Annotated in this window: 20 protein-coding genes; 11 read left to right on the plus strand and 9 right to left on the minus strand. The window is 63.4% G+C overall.

Annotation, left to right across the window (positions count from 1 at the left end; all coding sequences use genetic code 11):
* Positions 1–615, plus strand: coding sequence for a hypothetical protein (locus P9230_RS06560; RefSeq protein ID WP_095801664.1), 615 nt, complete (start codon positions 1–3; stop codon positions 613–615).
* Positions 616–778: 163 nt separating this feature from the next.
* Complete coding sequence (locus tag P9230_RS06565; RefSeq protein ID WP_066994382.1) at positions 779–1,714, plus strand: ribose-phosphate pyrophosphokinase; 936 nt, start codon at positions 779–781, stop codon at positions 1,712–1,714.
* On the opposite strand, the gene P9230_RS06570 is transcribed toward P9230_RS06565, so the two are convergent.
* The gene (locus tag P9230_RS06570; protein ID WP_095801665.1) at positions 1,711–2,595 is read right to left on the minus strand and encodes a helix-turn-helix transcriptional regulator; all 885 of its coding nucleotides are present in this window, start codon (positions 2,593–2,595) and stop codon (positions 1,711–1,713) included. The genes P9230_RS06565 and P9230_RS06570 overlap by 4 nt on opposite strands.
* A gap of 131 nt (positions 2,596–2,726) precedes the next feature.
* On the opposite strand from P9230_RS06570, the gene P9230_RS06575 reads away from it, so the two are divergent.
* A complete protein-coding gene (locus P9230_RS06575) occupies positions 2,727–3,956 on the plus strand; it encodes an MFS transporter (protein WP_278117987.1) in 1,230 nt (409 codons plus the stop codon).
* 72 nt (positions 3,957–4,028) lie between these two features.
* Here the strand turns inward: P9230_RS06575 and P9230_RS06580 are convergent, their stop codons facing one another.
* Positions 4,029–4,892 carry an alpha/beta hydrolase gene (locus P9230_RS06580; protein WP_278117988.1) on the minus strand — a complete coding sequence of 288 codons (864 nt, stop codon included), beginning with the start codon at positions 4,890–4,892 and terminating at the stop codon, positions 4,029–4,031.
* Positions 4,893–5,042: 150 nt separating this feature from the next.
* Between P9230_RS06580 and P9230_RS06585 the strand changes: the two genes are divergently transcribed.
* On the plus strand, positions 5,043–5,486 hold the full coding sequence (locus P9230_RS06585) for a MarR family transcriptional regulator (protein ID WP_278117990.1): 444 nt from the start codon (positions 5,043–5,045) through the stop codon (positions 5,484–5,486).
* A 130-nt stretch (positions 5,487–5,616) separates the two neighbouring features.
* On the opposite strand, the gene P9230_RS06590 is transcribed toward P9230_RS06585, so the two are convergent.
* A complete protein-coding gene (locus P9230_RS06590; protein WP_278117992.1) occupies positions 5,617–6,270 on the minus strand; it encodes a glutathione S-transferase family protein in 654 nt (217 codons plus the stop codon).
* Positions 6,271–6,727: 457 nt separating this feature from the next.
* Between P9230_RS06590 and P9230_RS06595 the strand changes: the two genes are divergently transcribed.
* The 5 genes from P9230_RS06595 (at position 6,728) to P9230_RS06615 (ending at position 10,349) form a co-directional block, all read left to right on the plus strand.
* Positions 6,728–7,372, plus strand: a complete 645-nt coding sequence (locus P9230_RS06595) for a 50S ribosomal protein L25/general stress protein Ctc (protein ID WP_066994365.1) — start codon at positions 6,728–6,730, stop codon at positions 7,370–7,372.
* Between the two features lie 24 nt (positions 7,373–7,396).
* On the plus strand, positions 7,397–8,119 hold the full coding sequence (gene pth, locus P9230_RS06600) for an aminoacyl-tRNA hydrolase (RefSeq protein ID WP_278117994.1): 723 nt from the start codon (positions 7,397–7,399) through the stop codon (positions 8,117–8,119).
* A 94-nt stretch (positions 8,120–8,213) separates the two neighbouring features.
* Positions 8,214–9,317 carry a redox-regulated ATPase YchF gene (gene ychF, locus P9230_RS06605; protein WP_095777301.1) on the plus strand — a complete coding sequence of 368 codons (1,104 nt, stop codon included), beginning with the start codon at positions 8,214–8,216 and terminating at the stop codon, positions 9,315–9,317.
* Between the two features lie 103 nt (positions 9,318–9,420).
* Complete coding sequence (locus P9230_RS06610; protein ID WP_278117996.1) at positions 9,421–9,882, plus strand: MaoC family dehydratase; 462 nt, start codon at positions 9,421–9,423, stop codon at positions 9,880–9,882.
* Positions 9,879–10,349: a MaoC family dehydratase gene (locus P9230_RS06615; protein WP_067326553.1), complete on the plus strand. Its 471-nt coding sequence runs from the start codon at positions 9,879–9,881 to the stop codon at positions 10,347–10,349. The genes P9230_RS06610 and P9230_RS06615 overlap by 4 nt, the downstream gene beginning before the upstream one ends.
* Before the next feature lie 74 nt (positions 10,350–10,423).
* Here the strand turns inward: P9230_RS06615 and P9230_RS06620 are convergent, their stop codons facing one another.
* The 5 genes from P9230_RS06620 to petA form a co-directional block, all read right to left on the minus strand.
* Entirely contained in the window at positions 10,424–10,969 is a 546-nt protein-coding gene (locus P9230_RS06620; RefSeq protein WP_278117998.1) for an adenine phosphoribosyltransferase, read from the minus strand.
* Between the two features lie 206 nt (positions 10,970–11,175).
* Complete coding sequence (locus P9230_RS06625) at positions 11,176–11,871, minus strand: phosphatase PAP2 family protein (RefSeq protein WP_278054533.1); 696 nt, start codon at positions 11,869–11,871, stop codon at positions 11,176–11,178.
* A gap of 136 nt (positions 11,872–12,007) precedes the next feature.
* Positions 12,008–12,865 (minus strand): cytochrome c1, encoded by an 858-nt coding sequence (locus tag P9230_RS06630; RefSeq protein ID WP_278118000.1) that lies wholly within the window; start codon positions 12,863–12,865, stop codon positions 12,008–12,010.
* 19 nt (positions 12,866–12,884) lie between these two features.
* Positions 12,885–14,189, minus strand: coding sequence for a cytochrome b N-terminal domain-containing protein (locus P9230_RS06635; protein ID WP_066994345.1), 1,305 nt, complete (start codon positions 14,187–14,189; stop codon positions 12,885–12,887).
* Positions 14,190–14,206: 17 nt separating this feature from the next.
* A complete protein-coding gene (gene petA, locus P9230_RS06640) occupies positions 14,207–14,767 on the minus strand; it encodes a ubiquinol-cytochrome c reductase iron-sulfur subunit (RefSeq protein ID WP_066994342.1) in 561 nt (186 codons plus the stop codon).
* 313 nt (positions 14,768–15,080) lie between these two features.
* Between petA and P9230_RS06645 the strand changes: the two genes are divergently transcribed.
* Together P9230_RS06645 and P9230_RS06650 are read left to right on the plus strand one after the other, a co-directional pair.
* A complete protein-coding gene (locus P9230_RS06645) occupies positions 15,081–15,425 on the plus strand; it encodes a cupin domain-containing protein (RefSeq protein WP_066994340.1) in 345 nt (114 codons plus the stop codon).
* Positions 15,426–15,516: 91 nt separating this feature from the next.
* A complete protein-coding gene (locus P9230_RS06650) occupies positions 15,517–16,371 on the plus strand; it encodes an alpha/beta hydrolase (RefSeq protein WP_095777297.1) in 855 nt (284 codons plus the stop codon).
* Here the strand turns inward: P9230_RS06650 and P9230_RS06655 are convergent.
* Positions 16,368–16,679, minus strand: a complete 312-nt coding sequence (locus tag P9230_RS06655; protein WP_067326547.1) for a DUF6665 family protein — start codon at positions 16,677–16,679, stop codon at positions 16,368–16,370. The genes P9230_RS06650 and P9230_RS06655 overlap by 4 nt on opposite strands.
* Between the last annotated feature and the right edge of the window lie 9 nt (positions 16,680–16,688).

Consider the following 16,688-nt stretch of genomic DNA (forward strand, 5'->3'; position numbering starts at 1 on the left):
ATGAGACGATCGCAGGTGACGACCGTGTCATTGCTTGCGGCGCTGGCGCTGGCCGCCTGCACCAACGCCAAGGACGTCCTCGATCCTTCTGCCGTCAAGCCGCCGGCGGGTTCGGCCCAGGCTCTGCCGGCCACCCAGGGCACGTCGGCCACCGCATCGCCAACAACGACCACCGCGCCCGCGCCCACAGCGACCGCGGCGGCTTCAACGCCTGCCACGCCGGCTCAGGCCGCCGCCATCGCCAAGACCCGGCTGCAGGTAGCGCCGATCGTCGGCGCCTCGGTGGAGGCCGCAGCACCCTTGACGGCGGAATTGCAGACGCGCGCCAGGCAGCGCGGCGTGACCCTTGTCGGCAGCACCGACCAGACGGCGACGCATGTGCTGAAGGGATATTTTTCGACGATGTCCGAAGGCAAGGAGACCACAGTCATCTATGTCTGGGACATCTACGATCCTTCGGGCAACCGCCTGCATCGCATCAATGGGCAGCAGAAAGCGGCCTCGGTCGGCAGTGGCGAAGGCTGGCCGGCAGTAGCGCCGGCGACCATGCAGGCCATCGCCGACCAGACGATCGACCAGTTCACCGCGTGGCTCGGCGGCGACGGCGCCGGTTGATCGACCAACCTGTTGCCGGCTTGCGATCCAGCCGGCCTTTGTTGCGCCTTGTCGAACGATTCCCGATCACGAGGCTTGCAATACCGGCGCGGGCCGCTAAAAGCCCGGCATAAAGGCTCATGAGAGTCTGTCCGGTCTCTCCATCCTTCACCAGGAACGGTGCATGAAGCTTTTTGCGGGCAATTCCAACAGGGTGCTGGCCGAAGCGGTCGCTCGCTATCTCAACATCCCGCTGGGGAAGGCCAGCGTCAGGCGCTTCGCCGATCAGGAGATCTTCGTCGAGATCCAGGAGAACGTGCGCGGCGAGGATGTCTTCATCCTGCAGTCGACCTCCTATCCGACCAACGACCATCTGATGGAGCTGCTCATCATGATGGACGCCTTCATGCGCTCCTCGGCAAGGCGCATCACGGCGGTCATTCCCTATTTCGGCTACGCCAGGCAGGACCGCCGCGCCTCAGGCCGCACGCCGATTTCGGCCAAGCTCGTCGCCAACATGATCACCCGCGCCGGCGCCGATCGCGTGCTGACGCTCGACCTCCACGCCGGCCAGATCCAGGGCTTCTTCGACATTCCGACCGACAATCTGTTCTCGGTGCCGGTGATGGCCCGCGACGTGAAGGCGAAATACAAGCAGCTCGGCAATGTCGTCGTCGTATCGCCCGACATCGGCGGCGTAGTGCGGGCGCGCGCGCTTGCAAAACGCTTCGATGCGCAGCTCGCCATCGTCGACAAGCGCCGCGAGCGGCCCGGCGAATCCGAGGTGATGAACATCATCGGCGCCGTCGCCGGCAAGGATTGCCTCTTGATTGACGACATCGTCGATTCCGGCGGCACGCTCTGCAACGCGGCCGATGCCTTGCTCGCCAACGGCGCGACCAGCGTCACTGCCTACATCACCCATGGCGTGCTCTCGGGCGGCGCGGTTGCCCGCATCAGTGGCTCGAAACTGCAGGAACTGGTGATCACCGATTCCATCCAGCCGAGCCAGGCCGTGCTCGACGCACCCAACATCCGCGTCATCTCGATCGCCGACCTGATGGGCGAGGCGATCTCGCGCACGGCGACAGAAGAATCGGTCTCAAGCCTGTTCGACTAAGCCGCGGCGCTGCTGGCTTGAACCGGGCCGCTTGATCGCTTTGGCCCCTCGCCTGACTCGCGCGCGCCGCGCATATAGCCGCGCGGCGAGCTGCCGAGCATGCGCTTGAACATGGTGATGAACGCCGGCACGCTGTCATAGCCAAGATCGAGCGCCACCCTGGTGATGGGTTCGCCGTCGGCGAGCCTCGGCAGCGCCGCGAACAGGCAGGCCTGCTGGCGCCAAGTGGAAAGCGACAGCCCGGTCTGGCGGTGGAAGGCGCGTGTGAAGGAGCGCCGGCTCATGCCAGCGGCATCCGCCCATTCGTCGATCGTCGCATGTGGCGAGGGCGCCGCGACAAAGCGCCGGCAGAGCGCCGCGAGCTTCGGATCCGACGGAAGAGGCAGGCCGAGCGGCCGCTCCGGCAGGTTCGGTATCTCATGCAGCAAGAGCCCCATGATCAGCCCGGCGCGTCCTTCGAGCTCGCCGCCCTGAGGCAGCTTCTCCGATTCCACGATCAGGCTGTGCATCAGCTCGGTAATGCCGACGACACGTAAGCCCTCCGGCAGGCCGGGAATTGCATCCGGCACCACATAAACCGAGCGCATCGAGACGTCGCCCAGCATCTCGACCGAATGCTCGATGCCGGCCGGTATCCACATCGCATGGTCGGGCGGCACCATCCAGCGGCCGTGCCTGGTCGTCACCAGCACGACGCCGACAAGCGCATGCAGCAACTGGCTGCGGCTGTGGCGGTGCCGCGGCACGTGGTAGCCGTCGGGATATTCGGTCGGCAGCGCGACCGCCGGCCCGACCGCCTGCTCCAACCATTGCCAGCGGCTTTCATGCAGCCGGCCGAGCTCGGCGGCATCGCCCCTGAAGATTTCCCGGCCATGCGGCATTCGATGTGGCCCACTTGCGAAACTATTGGACCAAACCACGAAAGAAGTCGCCATTCAAGCCGATTATAAGACAAGCGGCCAATAAAGCTGGCTGGCTGCGGTTCGCCGCCAAAAAGACCCGGAGCATTGCCTTGACCGATACGACCGCCACCGCCGTCGCCACCCCAACGCCGGCAAGCCACACCTCGGCGCAAGCGACGGCCTTCACCGTCATTCTTGCGGTGAGCTTCTGCCACTGCGTCAACGACATCATGCAGTCGCTGCTTTCGGCGATCTATCCGCTGCTCAAAGAGAATTACGGTCTCGATTTCTGGCAGATCGGCCTTCTTACGTTCACTTTCCAGGTGACGGCCTCGCTGCTGCAGCCTGTGATCGGCATGATCACCGACAAGCGGCCGATGCCCTATTCCTTGCCTTGGGGCATGGCCTCCTCACTGGTCGGGCTGGTGGTGCTCGCGCATGCCGGCCATTACTGGCTGCTCCTGATCGGCGCCTCGCTGATCGGTATCGGCTCGGCGATCTTCCATCCGGAATCCTCGCGCATCGCCCGCTTCGCCTCGGGCGGCCGCTTCGGTCTCGCGCAATCGCTGTTCCAGGTCGGCGGCAATTTCGGCCAGGCGATGGGCCCGCTGCTCGCCGCCTTCATCGTCGTGCCTTTCGGCCAGACGAGCATTTCCTGGTTCGCCGTCGGCTCGCTGATCGGCATCGTCGTGCTGTGGCAGGTTGGCGGCTGGTACAGCCGGCTGCGCGCCTCGATGGCCAGCCGCAAGCCGGCGGCTCACGTCTCGCCCTTCCCACGCAAAAAGGTCATGGGGGCATTGGCGGTGCTGACGCTGCTGGTGTTGAGCAAGAACGCCTATATCGCCTCGCTGTCCAGCTACTACACCTTCTACGCCATCCATAAGTTCGGCGTTTCGGTGCAGATGTCGCAGGTCATGCTCTTCCTGTTCCTCGGCGCCTCGGCGCTTGGCATCCTGCTCGGCGGCCCGTTCGGCGACCGCTACGGACAGAAGGCGATGATCTGGTTCTCGATCGTCGGCGTTCTGCCCTTCACGCTGGCGCTGCCTTACGCCAATTTGGAATGGACGATGGTGCTTACCGTTGTGATCGGCCTGATCCTGTCGTCGGCCTTCTCCAACATCGTCGTCTTCGCGCAGGAACTGGTTCCCGGCCGCGTCGGCATGATCGCCGGCATCTTCTTCGGCTTCGCCTTCGGCATGGGCGGCATCGCTGCGGCCGTGCTCGGCGTCATCGCCGACATGAAAGGCATCGACTTCGTCTACCACGTCTGCTCGTACCTGCCCTTCCTCGGCCTGCTGACCGTGTTCCTGCCGAACATGAAGGAGGCCAGGAAAGCCTGAGCCGGCCACTCCGGACGAGCTCCAGAGAGCAAAGCATCCGCGCGATGGCGGGTGCTTTTCTGGCGCTGGGACTCAGGCCTGGAAGAAAGCCAGGAGGTCGGCATTGATGACCTCCGCATGGGTCGTCGCCATGCCGTGCGGAAGGCCCTTGTAGACTTTGAGCTCGCCCTTCTTGAGCAGCTTGATCGCGAGCAGCGCCGAATCCGCGATCGGCACGATCTGGTCGTCGTCGCCATGCATGACTAGCACCGGTACGTCGATCTTCTTCAGGTCCTCGGTGAAGTCGGTTTCCGAGAACGCCTTGATGCAGTCGTAATGCGGCTTGGCGCCGCCCATCATGCCCTGTCGCCACCAATTGTCGACCACACCTTCGGACACCGTAGCGCCCGGACGGTTGAAGCCGTAGAAAGGGCCGGCCGGAACGTCGCGGAAGAACTGGGCGCGGTTCGTCGTCAGCGCCGAGCGAAAGCCGTCGAACACTTCGATCGGCAAGCCGTCGGGATTGGCATCGGTCTTGAGCATGATCGGCGGCACCGCGCCGATCAGCACAGCCTTGGCGACGCGGCCTCCGGAACCGTACCGCGCGACATAGCGCGCCACTTCGCCACCGCCGGTCGAATGCCCGACATGGATGGCGTTCTTGAGGTCGAGATGCGCAACCAGCGCCGTCACATCGGCGGCGTAGGTGTCCATCTCATTGCCGGTGTCAGTCTGGCTGGAGCGGCCATGGCCGCGGCGGTCATGGGCGATGACCCGATAGCCCTTGGAGAGGAAGAACAGCATCTGGGCATCCCAGTCGTCGCTGCTCAGTGGCCAGCCATGGTGGAAGACGACCGGCTGACCGGTGCCCCAATCCTTGTAGTAGATCTGCGTGCCGTCGTTGGTGGTGATCGTGCCGCTGCCCGAGCCGGCCTTCGCATGTGAAGCTTCAGTCATCTCAATCTCCATTTTAGATGTCGCGATAAATGATATCGCGATAATGATATGTCTAGCGCAACAATGACTTTTTGTCCACGATAATATGTATCGCGATATGATTTTTTGTGCTAAAGAGCCTCACGACGTCGACAAAAGGATCATGGCGCGATGCCTCTGCCCCTGGACAATCAGCTCTGTTTCGCGCTCTACGCCACGAGCATGGCGATCAACCGTACCTACAAGCCCATGCTCGACGAGATGGGGATCACGTATCCCCAGTATCTCGTGCTCAATGCGCTTGGAGAGGCCGATGGCATGTCGGTCGGCACCATAGCGCGCCGGCTGGCGCTGGATTCGAGCACCGTCACGCCGCTGGTCAAGCGCATGGAGCAGGCGGGTCTGGTGACCCGCCAGCGCAGCCATGACGATGAGCGGCAGGTGCAGGTTGATCTCACCGCGGCAGGCCGGGCGCTGCTCACGCAATGCAGCTGTCTGGGCGAAACGCTGGTCGAGCGTTCAGGCATGACCTCGGCCGAGATCGATGCTCTCACGCGAAAAGTCCGGGCGTTGCGCGATGCGTTGAGCGGCGACCAATCGGCTGATGGTGCCTGACCTCCAAACGCTGGACAAAGTCTGCTTAGTGCAGGCCACGGCCCGCGTCCCATCGCCGGGGCCATTTCCGCCGCGGCTTGGCAGGCACCTCAACGATGGTCCTTCGAGAAGGGCCGTTCAAAATCCTTGCTTAACCCGGCACGGCCTCTCTGCTGACCGGCGGCAGTGGCGGCGCATCCAGCCCCTGGAACGGGTCGCGCCAGGCATCGATATGCTCGATCCGCCGATACCAGCGGCTGAGCGACGGATAGTCGTCGAGAGGCAACTGGGCGGCATCATTGAACGCGAGAAAGGTCGCCATACGAAAGTCGGCATAGCAAACCGAATTGCCGACCAGCCATTGGCGCCCGCAAAGCTCGGCTTCAAGGATGGCGGCCGTCATGTGGAACTGCCTCAGCCCCTCCTCGACCAATGCCTTGTCGATCGGCCCCAGTCCCCAGCGCTGTTTCGTGCCGCGCTCGAAATGCACCATGTCGCAGGCCCTGACGAAATTCTCCTTGCCCCAGCTCAGCCAGCGGATCATCTGCGGCTCGTCGTCGCCGGTGCGCCAGAAATCCGAATGCATGTCGCGCGAGAGCCGGCATGCGATCGCATCGGCTTCCCACAGGCTCCATCCCCGGCCGACCAGGATAGGCAAGGTCAAATTGGGGTTAAGCGCGCGGTAGCGCTCGGCCTGCCCCGGTGCCATGGGCGAGGCGAATTCGAAGGCGACATCGGCCTTCAGATAGCGCGCTGCCGCGACCGCGAGGCGAGGATTGGGATTGCGGCTGAACAGTAGTTTCATGTCGATCTCCGGTCCTTCGATTGCCTGCCAAGGACGTTTGAAACCGGCCCGATGCTACATGACGCATGCGGGCGGGACCCGGCGCAACTCGCCAGATCCGACTTTGCAGCGGAGCAACGCGTCGGCTATGCCTCCCCGACTGGATATCATCGCGCAGCCTCCATCCGGCTGCCGATAAAACCGGACAACTCGTGCTACCTAATCTGGACAACTCATGTGCTTACGACACCTTGCGGTCCAACGGCTTGCGCCCCTGCCCGCCTTCCGCTATAGAGCCGCCACCCGCGTAGACACCCTTGGAGGCAACGCGGAGGAAGGCCGGCCAGGCCTGCATGATCCCCGAAGCGTTTGGACAGCCAAAAGCGTTGGATCGACCATGCAAGGCCGCGACGGCTTTCGACGTTTACGGATGGGCTTGCCCGCCGCGAACGCTCCATAACACGCGAAAGGAAATGCCATGAGCCACGAGGCTTACGAGCTCAAGGCCGAAGCGCGCGAACAGGTCGGTAAGGGGTCCGCCCGTGCAGTTCGCCGCAACGGCAAAGTGCCTGCAGTTATTTACGGCGACAAGCAGCCCCCCTTGGCGATCGCCCTCAACTATAAGGACATCTTCTACAAGATCCACGGCGGCGGGTTTCTGACCACGATCGCTACGATCGATGTCGACGGCAAGAAGATCCAGGTCCTGCCGAAGGATTTTCAGCTCGATCCGGTCAAGGACTTCCCGGTCCATGTCGACTTCCTGCGCATCGGCAAGGACACCGAGGTCAATGTCGACGTGCCCGTCCACTTCATCAATGAGGACAAGTCGCCCGGCATCAAGCGCGGCGGCGTGCTCAACATCGTTCGTCACGAAGTCGAGTTCCACTGCCCTGCCAACGCGATCCCGGAATTCATCACCGTCGATCTCGCCGGCACCGAAATCGGCGACTCGATTCACATTTCGGCGGTTGCCCTGCCGGCCGGCGTCAAGCCGGTGATCTCCGATCGCGACTTCACCATCGCGACCATTGCCGGCTCCGCGGCAATGAAGCCGGAGACGGAGGAGACTGCCGAAGCGGCGGCGCCGGAAGCTGAGGCCGCTGAGGCCGAAGAGAAGTAATTCTCTCGGCGCCAGGAGACGACGATGCTTGTCTTTGCAGGCCTCGGCAATCCGGGCGCGAAATATCAGAACAACCGGCACAATGTCGGCTTCATGGCGGCGGACGCGATAGCCCGCCGCCATTCCTTTTCGCCCTGGTCGAAGAAGTTCCAGGGCCTGATCGCCGAGGGCGCCCTGGGCGGCGAGAAGATCCTTTTGATCAAGCCGCAGACCTTCATGAATTTATCCGGCCAGTCGGTCGGCGAGGCGTTGCGCTTCTACAAACTCGATGCCGCCGCCCTCACCGTCTTCTACGACGAGATCGACCTTGCCTCCGGCAAGCTCAGGGTCAAGGTCGGCGGCGGTTCCGGCGGCCACAACGGCATCCGATCGCTCGACCAGCATGTCGGCAATGCCTATCGCCGGGTGCGCATCGGCGTCGGCCATCCCGGCGTCAAAGAGATGGTGCACGGCCATGTGCTCGGCGATTTCGCCAAGGCCGACCGTGAATGGCTCGACGTGTTGCTCGACGCGATCGCCGGCGACGCCGCACTGCTGGCCAAGGGCGACGACAACTCCTTCATGAACCGCATCACCCTGGCGCTGCGCGAGAAGCTCGTGCCGACCGGCGATGACGATCGGCCTCCGCCCAAGGCGCCAAAACAGCAGAGCCATATCCGCCAGGCCCGCCCGCAGCAGCCGCCGGCGAAGGTTCCCGAGAGCGGGCCGATGGCCGCGATGCTGAAGAAGCTGTTCGGAAAAGACTGAGCGTCGAAACGACCATGCCAAGGGCTTGACGATCGTCCGCGCTTTCGCCCATAGCCCTCACCAAATCTCGAATTCCCGATAGGACCGGACGAACATGGGTTTCAAATGTGGCATCGTTGGCTTGCCCAACGTCGGCAAGTCGACGCTGTTCAACGCGTTGACCAGGACGGCTGCCGCGCAGGCCGCCAACTATCCTTTCTGCACCATCGAGCCGAACACCGGCGAGGTGGCGGTTCCGGACCCGCGGCTGCAGAAGATCGCCGCGATCGGCAAGTCGAAGGAGATCATCCCAACCCGCATCTCCTTCGTCGACATTGCCGGACTGGTGCGCGGCGCCTCCAAGGGCGAAGGTCTGGGCAACCAGTTCCTCGCCAACATCCGCGAGGTCGACGCCATCGTGCATGTGCTGCGCTGCTTCGAGGATGACGACATCACCCATGTCGAGGGCCGCATCGATCCGGTCGCCGACGCCGAGACCGTCGAGACCGAGCTGATGCTCGCCGATCTCGAAAGCCTGGAGCGCCGCATCGTGCAGGTCCGCAAGCGCGCCGCCGGCAAGGACAAGGAAGCAATGACCGTTCTGCCGATGATGGAGGCGGCGCTCGAACTGCTGCAGGCAGGTCGCCCGACCCGCGTCCTGCTCAATGGCATCGCGGCGGAGGATCTGCGCATCCTGCAGGGCCTGAACCTGCTCACATCGCATCCCGTGCTCTATGTCTGCAACGTCGCTGAGGCGGACGCTGCCACGGGAAACGAGCATACAAAGGCGGTGGAGAAGATGGCCGCCGCGCAGGGCGCCGGCACGGTGGTGATCTCGGCGGCGATCGAGGCGGAAGTTGCCCAGCTTTCCGACGAGGAGGAAATGGAGTTCCTCGCCTCGATCGGCCTTGACGAGCCGGGCCTCAACAAGGTGATCCGCGCCGGCTACGAGCTCTTGCATCTGATCACCTATTTCACCGTCGGGCCGAAGGAGACGCGCGCCTGGACGATCCACAAGGGCGATAAGGCACCGCAAGCTGCCGGCGTCATTCACACCGACTTCGAACGTGGTTTCATCCGCGCCCAGACGATCTCCTACAACGACTTCGTCACGCTCGGCGGCGAAGTGGCGGCCAAGGAAGCCGGCAAGGCGCGCGACGAAGGCAAGGAGTATGTCGTCCAGGACGGCGACATCATGCTGTTCAAGTTCAACACCTGAGTGCCTGGCTGGCTCACCAGAAAGGACTTGACCAAATTGGCTCGGGCCTCCATCCGGGATGCCCGACCTTCGGGATCACGCGTTCGTCAACCGGATTGCCGACATGACCGGAAAGACCTGGGCCTATGAAGATTTCGTCGAGGGCGCCTCGCTCGACCTCGGCAGCAAGAATGTGAGCGCCGCCGAGATCATCGAGTTTGCCAGCGAATTCGATGCCCAGCCGATGCATCTCGACGAGGCGGCCGGCAAGGCCAGCATCCTGGGCGGCCTTTCGGCTTCGGGCTGGCACACTTGCGCGATGTTCATGCGCATGCTGTGCGATGCCTTCCTGCTCGATTCGACCTCGCAAGGCTCACCCGGTATCGAGCATGTCAAATGGAAGAAGCCGGTTCTGGCCGGTGACCGTCTCACCGGCAAGGTCACCGTGCTTTCCAAGCGCCAGTCCAGGTCGCGGCCGCAGATCGGCCTCGTCAGCATGCGCAGCGAGCTGTTCAACCAGCGTGGCGAATGCGTCTTCGAGCTTGAGAACACCGGCATGTTTCTGACCCGCGGGGCCGTCGCGTGACCCTGGACGAGTATTTCCTCATCGGCCAAACCGTCACCCTCGGCGCGCACAAATTCGAGGCCGACGAGATCAAGGCGTTCGCCAGGAAATACGATCCGCAAATCTTCCATGTCGACGAGGAGGCGGCGAAGGAGAGCATGCTTGGCGGTCTCTGCGCCTCCGGCTGGCACACCGCCGCCACCTGGATGAAATACAACCTCGAAAAGCGCATGGAGACCGAGGGCGTGCGTTGGACCGGTCCCGGCCCGCAGCCCGAATTCGGCCCCTCGCCCGGGTTTCGCAACCTCAAATGGCTGAAGCCGGTCTATGCCGGCGAAACCGTGACCTTCACCCGCACAGCGCTTGCCCATCGACCCCTTGCCGGCCGCCCCGGCTGGAGCCTGCTCACGCTGCGTTCCGAAGGTTTCGACTCCAGCGGCGATAAGGTTATCGAGTTCGACAGCGCGGTGCTGGTGAAGGTGGAGTAGCGAATGGTGAATAGTGAATGGTGACTAGTGAACCATTCCCTATTCACGACTCACTATTCACCATTCAACACTGATCAATGCCCCTCGAAGCCGATCAGCGTCGTTACCGGCACGCCGAGAGCTTCCAGTTTCTGGCGTCCGCCGAGATCCGGCAGGTCGATGACGAAGCAGGCGGCAACGATGTCGGCGCCGATCTGCCTGAGCAGCTTGACGGCCGCCTCCGCCGTGCCGCCGGTGGCGATCAGATCGTCGACCAGGATCACCTTCTCGCCTTGCGAGACGCCGTCCTTGTGCATCTCCATCTCGTCCAGACCGTATTCGAGGCTGTAGGCGACGCGCACGGTCTCGTAAGGCAGCTTGCCCTTCTTGCGGATCGGGACGAAACCCGCCGAAAGCTGATGCGCCACTGCGCCGCCCAGGATGAAGCCGCGCGCCTCGATGCCGGCGATCTTGTCGATCTTCAGCCCGGCGTAAGGATGCACAAGCTCGTCGATGGCGCGGCGAAAGGCGCGAGCGTCGCCGAGCAGCGTGGTGATATCGCGAAACAGGATGCCGGGTTTGGGATAATCCGGAATGGTGCGGATGGCCGCAAGCAGCGTGTCTTCGAGCGAGGGTTTCATGAGACGAGCTCCGCGTGTCCGGCTGTCGGGTATAACGGCGTCGACGCGCCCGGCGCAACGCAACCAACAACGGCTACCGCGATGGAGCCCGGGAGACAAGCGCATCCGGCAAAGGATCGGCATCGCCTGCCTTGCTCCCGTGCCGGCGCCGCAATGGAAAAAGGGCGCTTGATGGCGCCCTTGCAGAAACGTCGGTGACGGACGGCTCACATGCCGAGGTCGGACCGAAGCTCGGACCGCGCCGCCTCGAACTCGGCCTTGAAATCGGGCCGGCTGAGCAGGACCGCGGCGATCACGCTGCCGGAAATCTTGCCCATCTCGACATCCGACGGATAATGGATGCCGCCGACCACGCGGTTATGGGCATATTCGGCCGCGCGGGCCATGATCTCGGCCCGCTTCTCCGGCACCATTTCGGACAGGATGATGCCCATCATGGTGCCGACCGTCGCATGGCCCGACGGCCAGGAACCGGAATTCGACAGCTTCACCGCGGGTTTGACCAGATCACTGAGCTGATGCGGACGCGGCCGCTTCCAGACGTCCTTGGCCGGATCGACGACCGCGCCTTCGGTCGCCACCACGCGGTCGAAGAAGGCGCTGAACTTCGGCAGCGTCTCCTTGCTGAATTTCGGTCCCATGACATCGGCGAAGCGCCAGACATCCTCTTCGGCATCGGCGATAGCGCGCTTTTCCATTTCGGGCGTGCGCGTCACTTGCAGGGTCAGCACCTGGCCGAGTTCTGCCTTGGTCTCGGCCGAATCATTGGCCGGCGGCGGCGGCAGGATCATCGTCAGGTCGATGTCCTTGTTGGTGACGAAGGGCTGGGCGTCCTCGGCGCGGACTGCCGAGGAGGCGACAAGAAGCAGCACCACGGCTGCAAGCGGCGCAAATCTTTTCATGAGGATCCTTTGAGGTGAGCCAACGCAGGATCGCGATGCGCAATGACAGCCATGTGACACGGCCGGATCAAAGCGGTCCCGAAATTGAAAAGGGCGCCTTTGCGGCGCCCCTCGAAAGTGTCTGACCGATCGCGGTTCAGTGCGCTACTTCGGCCCACACCTTGCGCTTGGTCAGGTAGACCAGCGCGCCGAACAGCAGCAGGAACACCAGCACGCGGAAGCCGGTCTTCTTGCGCTCTTCGAGATGCGGCTCGGCGACCCACATCAGGAACGCCGACACGTCGCGCGAATACTGGTCGACCGTCTGCGGCGAGCCGTCGTCATAGGTCACCTGGCCGTCCGAAAGCGGTTTCGGCATCTTCAGCGACACGCCGGACAGGAAGTATGGATTGTAGTGCGTGCCTTCGGGGATCACCATGCCGGCCGGCGGCGTCTGGTCGTAGCCGGTGAGCAGCGAGTGGATGTAGTCCGGGCCGCCCTGAGCATACTGGGTGAAAATGTCGAAGATGAAACGCGGAAAGCCGCGCTCGACGCCGCGCGCCTTGGCGAGCAGCGACATGTCGGGCGGAGCGGCGCCGCCATTGGCGGACGCGGCGGCCTGTTCGTTCGGGAACGGCGACGGGAAGTGATCCGACGGCTTGCCCGGGCGGTCGAACATGTCGCCGGCATCGTTCGGGCCGTCATGGATGGTGTACTCAGCGGCAAGCGTCTTGACCTGCGCTTCCGAATAGCCGAGGCCCTCCAGCGTGCGGAACGCCACCAGGTTCATCGAGTGGCAGGCCGAGCAGACTTCCTTGTAGACCTTCAGGCCGCGCTGCAGCTGGGCCTTGTCGTAGGTGCCGAACGGCCCGGCGAAGCTCCAGCTCATTTCCTTCGGTTCGTAGATCGGGAAATGCGTCGGGGCCGCCGCGTTGTGTTCCTCTTCGGCTGCGATGGCAGCGGTGCCCGCGACCACCAGGCCAAGCAGCGCCAGCGAGGTGAGAATCTTCTTCATGCCAAATCCCCTCAGATTCTCAGCCCTTGGTTTCCGGCGCGCTGACCGCGCCTGCCGGATGCCCGCCGGCTCCCTTGTTCTTCTTTTCCAGCACCGCCTCGGTGATCGAGTTCGGCAGCCGACGCGGTGTCTCGATCAGGCCGAGCACCGGCATGACGACCAGGAAGAAGGCGAAGTAGAACAGCGTCGCCATCTGCGCCATGAATACGTAAGAGCCTTCCGCCGGCTGCGAGCCCAGCCACCCGAGCAGGATGGCGTCGGCCACGAACAGCCAGAAGAACAGTTTGTACCAGGGCCGGTAGACCGCCGAGCGGACCTTGGAGGTGTCGAGCCACGGCACCAGGAACAGCATGGCTATGGCGCCGAACATGCACAGCACGCCGCCGAGCTTGGAGTTGATCGGCCCGATGTTGAAGGTGATGGCGCGCAGGATCGCGTAGAACGGCAGGAAGTACCATTCCGGAACGATGTGGGCCGGGGTCTTCAGCGGATTGGCGACCGTGTAGTTGTCCGGATGGCCGAGGTAGTTCGGCAGGTAGAAGACGAAATAGGCGAAGAAGAACAGGAACACGATCATGCCGAACGCGTCCTTGATGGTCGCATAGGGCGTGAAGGCGACGGTGTCGGTCTTCGACTTGACCTCGATGCCGGTCGGGTTCGACTGGCCGACGACATGCAGCGCCCAGACGTGCAGCACGACGACGCCGGCGATCATGAACGGCAACAGGTAATGCAGGGCGAAGAAGCGGTTCAGCGTCGGATTGTCGACGGCGAAGCCGCCGAGCAGCAGTTCCTGGATCCAGTTGCCGACCAGCGGGATTGCGCTGAAGAAGCCGGTGATGACGGTGGCGCCCCAGAAGCTCATTTGTCCCCATGGCAGCACATAGCCCATGAAGCCGGTCGCCATCATCAGGAGGTAGATGATGCAGCCGAGGATCCAGAGCAGCTCGCGCGGCGCCTTGTAGGAGCCGTAGAACAGCCCGCGGAAGATGTGGATGTAGACGGCCACGAAGAAGAACGAGGCGCCGTTGGAATGGAGATAGCGCAACAGCCATCCCGAATTCACGTCGCGCATGATCTTCTCGACCGAATCGAAGGCGAGTGTGGTGTCGGACGTGTAGTGCATGGCCAGCACGATGCCGGTGAGGATCTGCGATACCAGCATGATCGACAGGATGCCGCCGAACGTCCACATGTAGTTGAGGTTGCGCGGCACCGGATAGGCAATGAAGCTGTCATAGACAAGCCGGGGAAGCGGCATACGGGCGTCGAACCAGCGTCCGAGACCCGTCTTCGGTGTGTAGGTGGAGTGTCCCTCGCTCATCGAAATATCCCCCTGCCTCAACCGATAAGGATCTTGGTATCGGAAATGAATTTAAACACCGGGATCGCCATGTTCTCCGGCGCCGGGCCTTTGCGGATGCGGCCGGCGGTATCGTACACCGAGCCGTGGCATGGGCAGAACCAGCCGCCGAAATCGCCTTCCTGGCCGAGCGGGATGCAGCCGAGATGGGTGCAGACCTGCACCATGACCATCCAGGCTTCCTTGCCGGGCGTGGTGCGGTTGGCGTCGGTCGCCGGCGCATCGGCCGGCAAGTTGGCATTGCGGGCGATCGGATCCTTGAGATCGTTGAGGCTAACCGCCGCGCCGTCCTTCATTTCCTTGTCGGTGCGGTTGCGCACCACGACCGGCTTGCCGCGCCACTTGACGACCAGCGAGCTGCCGGGCTGCAGCGAGGAGACATCGACCTCGACAGAAGCCAGCGCCAGCGTCGAGGCATCCGGCTGCATCTGGTCGATGAACGGCCAGGCGACGGCCCCAGCGCCGACCACGCCGGCCATGCCGGTGGCTATGTAGAGAAAATCGCGACGGTTGGGATCGTGGATGTCGGTTGCGCTCACGGGTGCCTGATCCTTTCGCCTCTTTCCGTGCCGGCGGCCGAGCCTTGTCCCCGCTCAATCGCGCCGGCCCGACAGCGCATGGCGAACAGGCTAGCGAATTCCTCCGGCATTTGGAGGTTCGGTTTATGCGTGAAGCCCGTTTTTGTCCAGACGCGTGGAGGCACAAGGGCACATTGTCGCGGGCACATGCCGCGGCCCGCGCAACGGCTTGATGATCGGGCCGCCGAACAGCGCTAAATAGCGCTAACTTCAGCGGTAAATCGGAACTCCGCTTGCCTCGACAGCGACCGCCGGCCCGGTCTATTGTCGAGCCATGGCGCATGTCATCGACCGCGACAAATGGGCGAGCACGCCCGACCGTTGGCAAGGCGAGCTGCAATGCGGCGCATTTGGCTCCAACTCCTGCCTGATCTTCAATTATCAACCCGAGATCGGCGGCGGCCCGCGTCTGCATAAGCATCCTTACGCGGAGATCTTCGTCATCCGTTCCGGCACCGGCCTGTTCACGGTCGGCGATCGGCAGATAACGGCCACCGCAGGCCAAATTCTGATCGTGCCGGCCGACACGCCGCACAAATTCACCAATCTCGGCCCCGGTCCGCTCGAGACCACCGACATCCACGAGAACGGCAGCTTCATCACCGAATGGCTGGAGTGATGGGGCTTATTCGAGAGACAGGCCCTGTCCGCGGACCGATTCCCGCCTAGTTCTGTCGGTCGGAGCGATCGGACAGGTGAAGGCCGGGCGGATGGAAACTTCCAGCATCGAGGTTGAAGGACTGACCATTGCGATCCGCGAAGCCGGACCACGGGATGCGCCCGGCCTCGTGCTGCTCCACGGCTGGCCTCAAAGTTCCCATGCCTTCGAGAACGTGATCGGTCGGCTGGCCACCGATCAGCGCGTGATCGCGCCGGACCTGCCGGGTATAGGCGGCTCGCAAGGCACGCGCAAAACCGGTGAGAAAGCCCATCTGGCCAGGGTGATAGCGGCCTTGATTGACGCCTGCGGCCTGCGACAGGTCATAGTGGCCGGCCATGACGTCGGCGGCCAGATCGTCTTCGCGCTTTTGCGCAACCATCCGGAAATCCTCTCCGCCGCCGCGATCATGGATGTTGTCGTTCCGGGCGTGGCGCCGTGGGACAAGGTCATCCGCAATCCAAACCTCTGGCATTTCGCGTTCCACGCGGTTCCTGCTCTCCCGGAACTGCTGGTTGGGGGTCACGAGCGCGCCTATTTCGACTTCTTCTTCGACACCCTTTCGAAGGAGAAATCCGCCATCCCGGCCGAAGCAAGAGACATCTACGCCAAGGCCTATTCGCGGCCGGAAAGCCTCAAGGCCGGCTTCGACTGGTACCGCGCCTTTTCCGAGGACGCCAAGGCCAATGCCGTTCCGCCGGCAAGCCCGATCGATACGCCGGTGCTCTGCCTCAGGGGCGCTGCCGAGACCGGCGAGATCAGCGATTACCTCAATGGCTTGAAGGCCGCCGGCCTCTCCAATGTCGAGGGCGACATCATCCCCGATAGCGGGCACTTCGTCGCCGATGAGAATCCCGGAGCGCTCGCCTTGCGCCTCGCGCGCTTTCGGAAGGAAGTCAGCGCTTAGCTGGCGCCGAGCCTGACCAGCACCGCCCGCGGGATGTCGTATTCGCGGATCACGGCGTCGTGCTTGCGCAGCCCGCAGAGTTCGCGCTGGATGAAATAGGCGTGGACGGCTTCTGCCGCTTCTTTCAGCAGCCGGTTGCGATCCCCGCCTTCCCCATTTTCGCGCAGCTTCGCCAAGGCCTCTTCGACGCGCTGGCCGGCGCGACCGAGGGCGGCGGCCTTCTCGGCGAGTATTTCGTGGCCGAGCAGATCGAGAGCGCTCTCCTGCGCGCCTGACCGTCCGAAATTGCTGGGCATTCTGATCGACATGGCTGCGTT

Origin of the sequence: Mesorhizobium sp. WSM4887 (assembly GCF_029625865.1) — a bacterium.
Lineage (GTDB): Bacteria > Pseudomonadota > Alphaproteobacteria > Rhizobiales > Rhizobiaceae > Mesorhizobium.